Source organism: Faecalibacterium sp. An121, assembly GCF_002160915.1.
Taxonomy (GTDB): domain Bacteria; phylum Bacillota; class Clostridia; order Oscillospirales; family Ruminococcaceae; genus Faecalibacterium; species Faecalibacterium avium.
In genome coordinates this window covers 159,851-166,021 of record NZ_NFLM01000003.1, presented here as the reverse complement: position 1 = coordinate 166,021, position 6,171 = coordinate 159,851, and the positions used below count along the sequence as shown (strand labels likewise).

The window sequence follows — 6,171 nt, the reverse complement described above, 5'->3', positions numbered from 1 at the left end:
AATCCCCGTGTCATTGGTTCGATTCCGATCGGAGGCACCATATGCGGCCGTAGCTCATCTGGTAGAGCGCCACCTTGCCAAGGTGGAGGTAGCGAGTTCGAGCCTCGTCGGCCGCTCCATGGGAGTGGCAAGCGTCACTCCTTATTTTGGCCCGGTAGCTCAGTTGGTTAGAGCACCAGCCTGTCACGCTGGGGGTCGTCGGTTCGAGCCCGATCCGGGTCGCCAACATCCTACCCCGTCACGGGGCATCCTACGCAGGATGGACGCAGGGACAAATGCGTCGCTATGCGGCCGTAGCTCATCTGGTAGAGCGCCACCTTGCCAAGGTGGAGGTAGCGAGTTCGAGCCTCGTCGGCCGCTCCAAACAGGGGCGTTCACCGCCCTTCATACGGTGGCGTGGCCAAGTGGTAAGGCAAAGGTCTGCAAAACCTTCATTCACCAGTTCAAATCTGGTCGCCACCTCCAAAAAGCCCTCGTGCTCTGCACGGGGGCCTTTTTTGCGTGCCGGAAACCGGCATGCTCCAGGGGGAACTTTCGCGCCGCCGGCCAAGCAGGCGGCTTTTTGTGTCGGATCGTCCCCCTTTCTTGCCCATTGGGCCGTTCAGTGCTACAATAGACCGCGAAAGGAGGCGTGCCTGTGCCAGAAACCGAAAACCGAACCACCCTGACCCCGGACACCCCCGTACAATACCTCAAGGGAGTGGGGCCCAAGCTGGCCCAGCGGTTCGAAAAGCTGGGCATCCGCACCCTGGCCGACCTTTTGCAGCACTATCCGCGGCGCTATCTGGATTTCACCCACCCCTACCCCCCGGCCGAAGCCCCGGTCGGGGTGGAGTGCGTGGTCCGGGCCCAGCTGCTGGCAAAGCAGGGGGGACGCTACGCCGCAGGGGGACGCCGGGTGGAAAAGGCCACGGCCGGGGACGACGTAGCCACCCTCGAGCTGACCTGGTTCAATAATCCCTACACCATCCAGAAGCTGGAGATCGGCCAGGAATACTATTTTCAGGGGGTGGTGGCCGGCGGGCTGCTGCGCCGCCAGATGGTCAACCCCCAGGTCCGCACCGCCGCACAGGTATCGGCCGTGCCGCTCATCCCGGTCTATCCCCAGACCGACGGGCTGAACAGCGGCGCCATCGGCCGGTGCGTGGCCCAGCTGCTGCCCCACGCCGAGCTGCTGGGGGACCCTCTGCCCCCTGCCCTGCTGCAAAAATACCGCCTGCCCTCCAAGGCCCAGGCCGTACGGGACATCCATACCCCTGCCACCCCCCAGGCCGCCCAGGAGGCGCGCCGCCGCCTGATCTTTGAGGAACTGCTGGTGCTGCAGCTGGGGATGGGCCTGCTGAAAAACCGGGGTTCCGCCTCCACCGGCGCGCCCATGCGCCGGGCCGACCCCGCTCCCTTCTGGGCCAGCCTGCCCTTTGCGCCCACCGGGGCCCAGCGCCGTGCGGTGGACCAGATCCTGGAGGACATGGCCGGGCCCCGCTCGATGAACCGCCTGCTGCAGGGGGACGTGGGCAGCGGCAAGACCCTGGTGGCCGCGGCCGCCCTCTGGGCCGCCGTGGGCGCAGGGTATCAGGGGGCGCTGCTGGCCCCCACCGAACTGCTGGCCCAGCAGCACGCCGAGACCCTCAACCGGCTGCTGGCCCCCTTCGGCATACGGGTGGCCCTGCTGACCGGCGGACTGAAAGCCGCCGCCCGCCGCACCACCCTGGCGGCCATCCGCGCCGGAGAGGCAGACCTGGTGGTGGGCACCCATGCCATCCTGTCCGAGGGAGTGGAATTTGCCCGGCTGGGCCTGGCCGTCATCGACGAGCAGCACCGCTTCGGGGTGCGCCAGCGGGGCGCCCTGGCCGAGAAAGGCGCCTCCCCTCACCTGCTGGTCATGAGCGCCACCCCCATTCCCCGCACCCTGGGGCTTTTGATCTACGGTGATCTGGATATCTCCATCCTGGACGAGCTGCCCCCCGGCCGCACCCCGGTCAAGACCCGGGTGATGGGCGGGGCACGCCGCCGGGACCTGTACGGTTTTCTGGACCGGGAGATCGGCGCCGGGCGTCAGGTGTACATCGTCTGCCCCGCCATCGAGGAAGGCCCCGACGGAGGGCTGGCCCCGGTCAAGACCTATTATGAGCAGACCGCCAAGGCCCTGCTGCCCGACCGCCGGGTGGGCCTGATGCACGGCAAGCTGAAACCCAAAGAGAAGGCCGCCGTCATGGAGGACTTCCGGGCCGGGCGGCTGGACGCCCTGGTCTCCACCACCGTCATCGAGGTGGGGGTGGATGTGCCCAACGCCACCGTCATGGTGATCGAGAACGCCGAGCGCTACGGCCTGTCCGCTTTGCACCAGCTGCGGGGCCGGGTGGGCCGGGGCGCAGCCGAGAGCTGGTGCTTCCTGGTCAGCGACAACACCGCCCCCGCCGTCCAGAATCGGCTGCGGTTCCTCTGTTCCACCACCGACGGCTTTGCGGTGGCCCAGTACGACCTGGAGACCCGCGGCCCCGGCGACTTTTTCGGCAGCCGCCAGCACGGCCTGCCCACGCTGCAGATCGCCGACCTCGCCGCCGACACCCGCCCCCTCCACGCCGCCCAGAGCGAAGCCGCCGCCATCCTGTCCGCCGACCCCCTGCTGGACCAGCCCCAGCACCGGCTTCTGGCGGACCAGGTGGCCCGCATGTTCGACCGCGCCGGACCCATGAACTGATAAAGGAGCCAAGTCCATGATCTTCACCATCCCTGTCACCACCCGGGTCGAGGATTTCGACCAGAACGGCCTGCTGACCCCGCCGGCCCTCCTCTCCATCTTTGAAAATACGGCGGTCCGCCACGCCAACACGGTGGGCTACTCCCCCATGGCGGACAGCCTGCAGAACGGTATGTCCTGGGTCATCACCAACTGGCGGGCCGCCGTGCTGCGCGCCCCCGCCTACGACGAGTCCTTCCAGGCCAGCACCTGGCTGTGCGTCAACCCCCGGCTGGCCACCCGTGAGATGCTGCTGCGCACCCGGGAGGGGGAGGTCCTGGCCCGGGGCCAGGCCAAGCTGGCTCTGGTCCAGCGCAGCACCGGCAAGCCCTGCCTGCCCACCCCCGAGCGTCTGGCCGCCTACCAGCCCGAGCAGACCACCGCTTTCAGCGACCGGCTGCCCCGGCTGCGTCCCCCTGCCGGCTACACCGACCGGCAGCCCGTCCAGCTGCGCCGCAGCGACATGGACTACAACGGCCATATGCACAACACCGCCTATCTCTCCCTGGCCCTGGACGCCGCCCCCCAGCAGGTGCGCAGCGGCGGGGTGCACAGTTTCCGCATCTCCTACCGCAGCCCTTTGCAGCTGGGGGACGAGCTGACGCTCTGTTCCGCCCCCAAGGACGGCGGCTGGGCGGCCTCCTTTGTCCGCCAGGATGAGGTGTGCGCCGTGGTGGCCATCAACGAACAGCTGGCCCCGCTGTGAACGCCTCCCCCGAACAAAAAAAGCGGAACCCCGCGAAGGGCTCCGCTTTTTTTATTTGGTTCCGCTGCCGGGGCAGACGGCCCGGCGCACCTCCCCTGAGAAATACAGGGTGCCCAGGGCGGCCACCGGCCCCCCTGCGGCCAGAGCGTCAGCCAGGGCCACCGCCTGCGGGATGGAGCCGGCCGCCCGGGCCTGCCCGCCCAAAGCGCAGATGCGTCCGGCCAGCTCCTGGGCCGGGATGGCCCGGGGGCTGGGAGCGGTCACCGTCACAAAGGACCTGGCCAGGGGCAGCAGCAGACGCAGCATTTCATCCGAATCCTTGTCCGCCATGATGCTGGTGATAAAGACGAACTTCTGTCCCGGGAACTGCCGGCGCAGGCTGTCCGCTGTGGCTCTCATGCCGTGGGCGTTGTGGCTGCCGTCCAGGATAAAGGGCGGGTCGTGCCGCAGCAGCTCGAACCGGCCGGGCCAGCGCACCCGGGCCAGCCCCTGCCGGATGGCGCTGTCGGGGATATCCCAGCCGCGGGCCCGCAGCGCCCGCAGGGCCGTGATGGCCACGGCGGCATTGTTGGGCTGGTAGCTGCCCAGCAGGGGCAGGGAAAGGCCATCCAGACCGTCAAAATCAAAGGTCTGGCCCTCCAGGCTGGCGCTGACCGGGTGCAGCCGGGAGAAGTCCACCACCGTCAGGGGCGCGCCCCGGGCGGCGGCTGCGGCCGCGATCACCCGGTCGGCCTCGGGCTGGCCCCCATAGCTGACCACCGGGCTGCCCGGCTTGATGATGCCCGCCTTGGCCGCCGCGATGTCGGCCAGGGTGGGGCCCAGCTCCCTGACGTGGTCCATCCCCAGGGCGGTGATGACGGCGCATTCGGGCGGGTCGATGACGTTGGTGGAATCCAGCGCGCCCCCCAGCCCCACCTCCAGCACCACGATGTCGCACCGGGTCCGGGCAAAATAGAGCAGGCCCAGGGCGGTGATCAGTTCGAACTCGGTGGGCACGGCGGCCATGGCCGCGGCGGCCGGCTGCACCTGCTCCACCAGATCCACCAGGTCCTGGTCGGGGATGGGCGCGCCGTCCACCTGGATCCGCTCATTGAACCGGAGGATATAGGGCGAGGTGAACAGCCCCACCTTATAGCCTGCCTGACGCAGGCAGCTGTCCAGCATGGCGGCGGTGCTGCCCTTGCCGTTGGTGCCCGCCACGTGCACAAAGCGCAGGTCTTTCTGAGGATCGCCCAGCAGGCCGCAGAGGGTGCGGATGCGCTCCAGGCCGGGACGGTGGCCCTGCCAGTGCACCGCATGGATGTAGTCCAAAGCCTGTTGATAGGTCATTGCGAACGCCTCCCGGTGTGGCTGCCCCGGGCCGCGGTCATCAGGGCGTGGTTTTCCAGCAGGATGCGCACCAGTACGAACTCGGCCCCTGCCAGGATCAGCGCGTTGGGGATGCGGGCGGCCAGCACCGCCCAGGCATAGCCGTAGAACAGCCGCAGGGCCAGCGAGTTGAGCATCATCGAGCCCACCATATGGCCCAGCAGGATACCGCCGGCCAGGCGGACGTTCTCGCGGCGGGCGGGCAGATGCCGCCAGCCCCATCCGGCAAAGAAGCCCACCGCCCCGGCGCCCAGGGTGATGAGGGGGTTGATGGCATAGCCTGCCAGCACCCCGCCGATGGCGTCGGCCAGGGCGCCCACCGCAAAGCCGGCCCCCGGCCCGAACAGGACCGCGGCCAGCACCACGGGCAGGCTGCCCAGGTTGAAGCGCAGAAAACCGGTGGAGATGCTGAGCACCCGGCTGAACACGATGCTCATGGCCACCAGCAGAGCGCAGAAGGTCAGGGTGCGAAGGGAGTGGGAACGGTTGGGATTCATCATCATACGCCTCCTCATTCTGAATCCGGCGGGGAGGGCACAAAAAAACAGCCCTCCCCCATGCGAAAACCGCACAAAGGAGGGCCGTGAAATCCGGCAGCCTTCACACCCGGGCCGCGGGACATCCCTGCGGCCCGCGCCCAAGTCCATGCAGCAGCGGGATGCAGGCTGTGCACCGCGGGAAAACTTCGCCTTCGTCCGCAGCACAACTCCCCGTTGATGCGGCACTTAACGCGCACAGCCTTACTCTGTTGATCTTTACGTCTGCGCCGGCTGCAAACCGGCGCCCGCCCTGCCGGGGCGGGTGGCAGGCGGATGCCTGTCTGGGTTGTATTATACTCCCATTTGCTCCGCCCTGCAAGCAGAGAACCCGACAGCTTTCCCAAAATATTTTTCCCGTTTTTGTGGAAAGCGACGAGCGGCCCCCAACAAAAAACGACGGCCCGTGCAGGTTGGGCCGCCGCTTTCGCCCTTGCGGGCAGGCAGGGTAAATGATAAGAAGGTAAATGAAGAAAATAGCAATGATCTGCGCGGAGCGCCTTTGGGACTGTGCAGGCAGCCCCGGCATCCGGGCAAAGATGTATCCAAGCCCTGTTCCGCTGGGATACAACATACCACTTTTTGCGCCGGATTGCAAGAGCTTTTTGAAGAAAAAACGGGTTGAAACAGCGTCAAAACGTATTTTCGTGAAAGCGCACAAATATACCGGCCGTTTCCTGCAACAAATGCCGAACTTGTCCAGCCTGGAACGATCGCCCGCAGGCCGCGTCGCGCTTTACAATCCAGTGGGGGTATGCTATCATTATAAAGTATACCAGAATTTTGCCTGCCCGGTCCCGGGCGGGCGGCAGAGATGAGAG

5 protein-coding genes, 4 tRNA genes and 1 riboswitch are annotated in these 6,171 nt (G+C 67.0%); of the genes, 7 read left to right on the top strand and 2 right to left on the bottom strand.

The window, feature by feature from the left end; all coding sequences use genetic code 11:
- The first annotated feature begins 43 nt into the window (after positions 1-43).
- The 6 genes from B5E66_RS02875 (at position 44) to B5E66_RS02850 (ending at position 3,446) form a co-directional block, all read left to right on the top strand.
- A tRNA-Gly gene (locus B5E66_RS02875) sits at positions 44-119 on the top strand.
- Positions 120-148: 29 nt separating this feature from the next.
- Positions 149-225, top strand: a tRNA-Asp gene (locus B5E66_RS02870).
- Between the two features lie 62 nt (positions 226-287).
- Positions 288-363, top strand: a tRNA-Gly gene (locus B5E66_RS02865).
- 27 nt (positions 364-390) lie between these two features.
- Positions 391-465 (top strand) — tRNA-Cys (locus B5E66_RS02860).
- Positions 466-637: 172 nt separating this feature from the next.
- Entirely contained in the window at positions 638-2,701 is a 2,064-nt protein-coding gene (gene recG / locus B5E66_RS02855; protein ID WP_087228468.1) for an ATP-dependent DNA helicase RecG, read from the top strand.
- Between the two features lie 16 nt (positions 2,702-2,717).
- Positions 2,718-3,446, top strand: coding sequence for an acyl-[acyl-carrier-protein] thioesterase (locus tag B5E66_RS02850; protein ID WP_087228467.1), 729 nt, complete (start codon positions 2,718-2,720; stop codon positions 3,444-3,446).
- A 51-nt stretch (positions 3,447-3,497) separates the two neighbouring features.
- Here the strand turns inward: B5E66_RS02850 and B5E66_RS02845 are convergent, their stop codons facing one another.
- Positions 3,498-4,775 (bottom strand): bifunctional folylpolyglutamate synthase/dihydrofolate synthase, encoded by a 1,278-nt coding sequence (locus B5E66_RS02845; protein ID WP_087228466.1) that lies wholly within the window; start codon positions 4,773-4,775, stop codon positions 3,498-3,500.
- On the bottom strand, positions 4,772-5,317 hold the full coding sequence (locus tag B5E66_RS02840) for a folate family ECF transporter S component (protein WP_242958065.1): 546 nt from the start codon (positions 5,315-5,317) through the stop codon (positions 4,772-4,774). Before B5E66_RS02840 ends, B5E66_RS02845 begins: the two co-directional genes overlap by 4 nt.
- 146 nt (positions 5,318-5,463) lie before the next feature.
- Positions 5,464-5,564: riboswitch (THF riboswitch) on the bottom strand.
- A gap of 253 nt (positions 5,565-5,817) precedes the next feature.
- On the opposite strand from B5E66_RS02840, the gene B5E66_RS12735 reads away from it, so the two are divergent.
- Positions 5,818-6,168, top strand: coding sequence for a hypothetical protein (locus B5E66_RS12735; protein WP_143406922.1), 351 nt, complete (start codon positions 5,818-5,820; stop codon positions 6,166-6,168).
- Positions 6,169-6,171 lie beyond the last annotated feature (3 nt).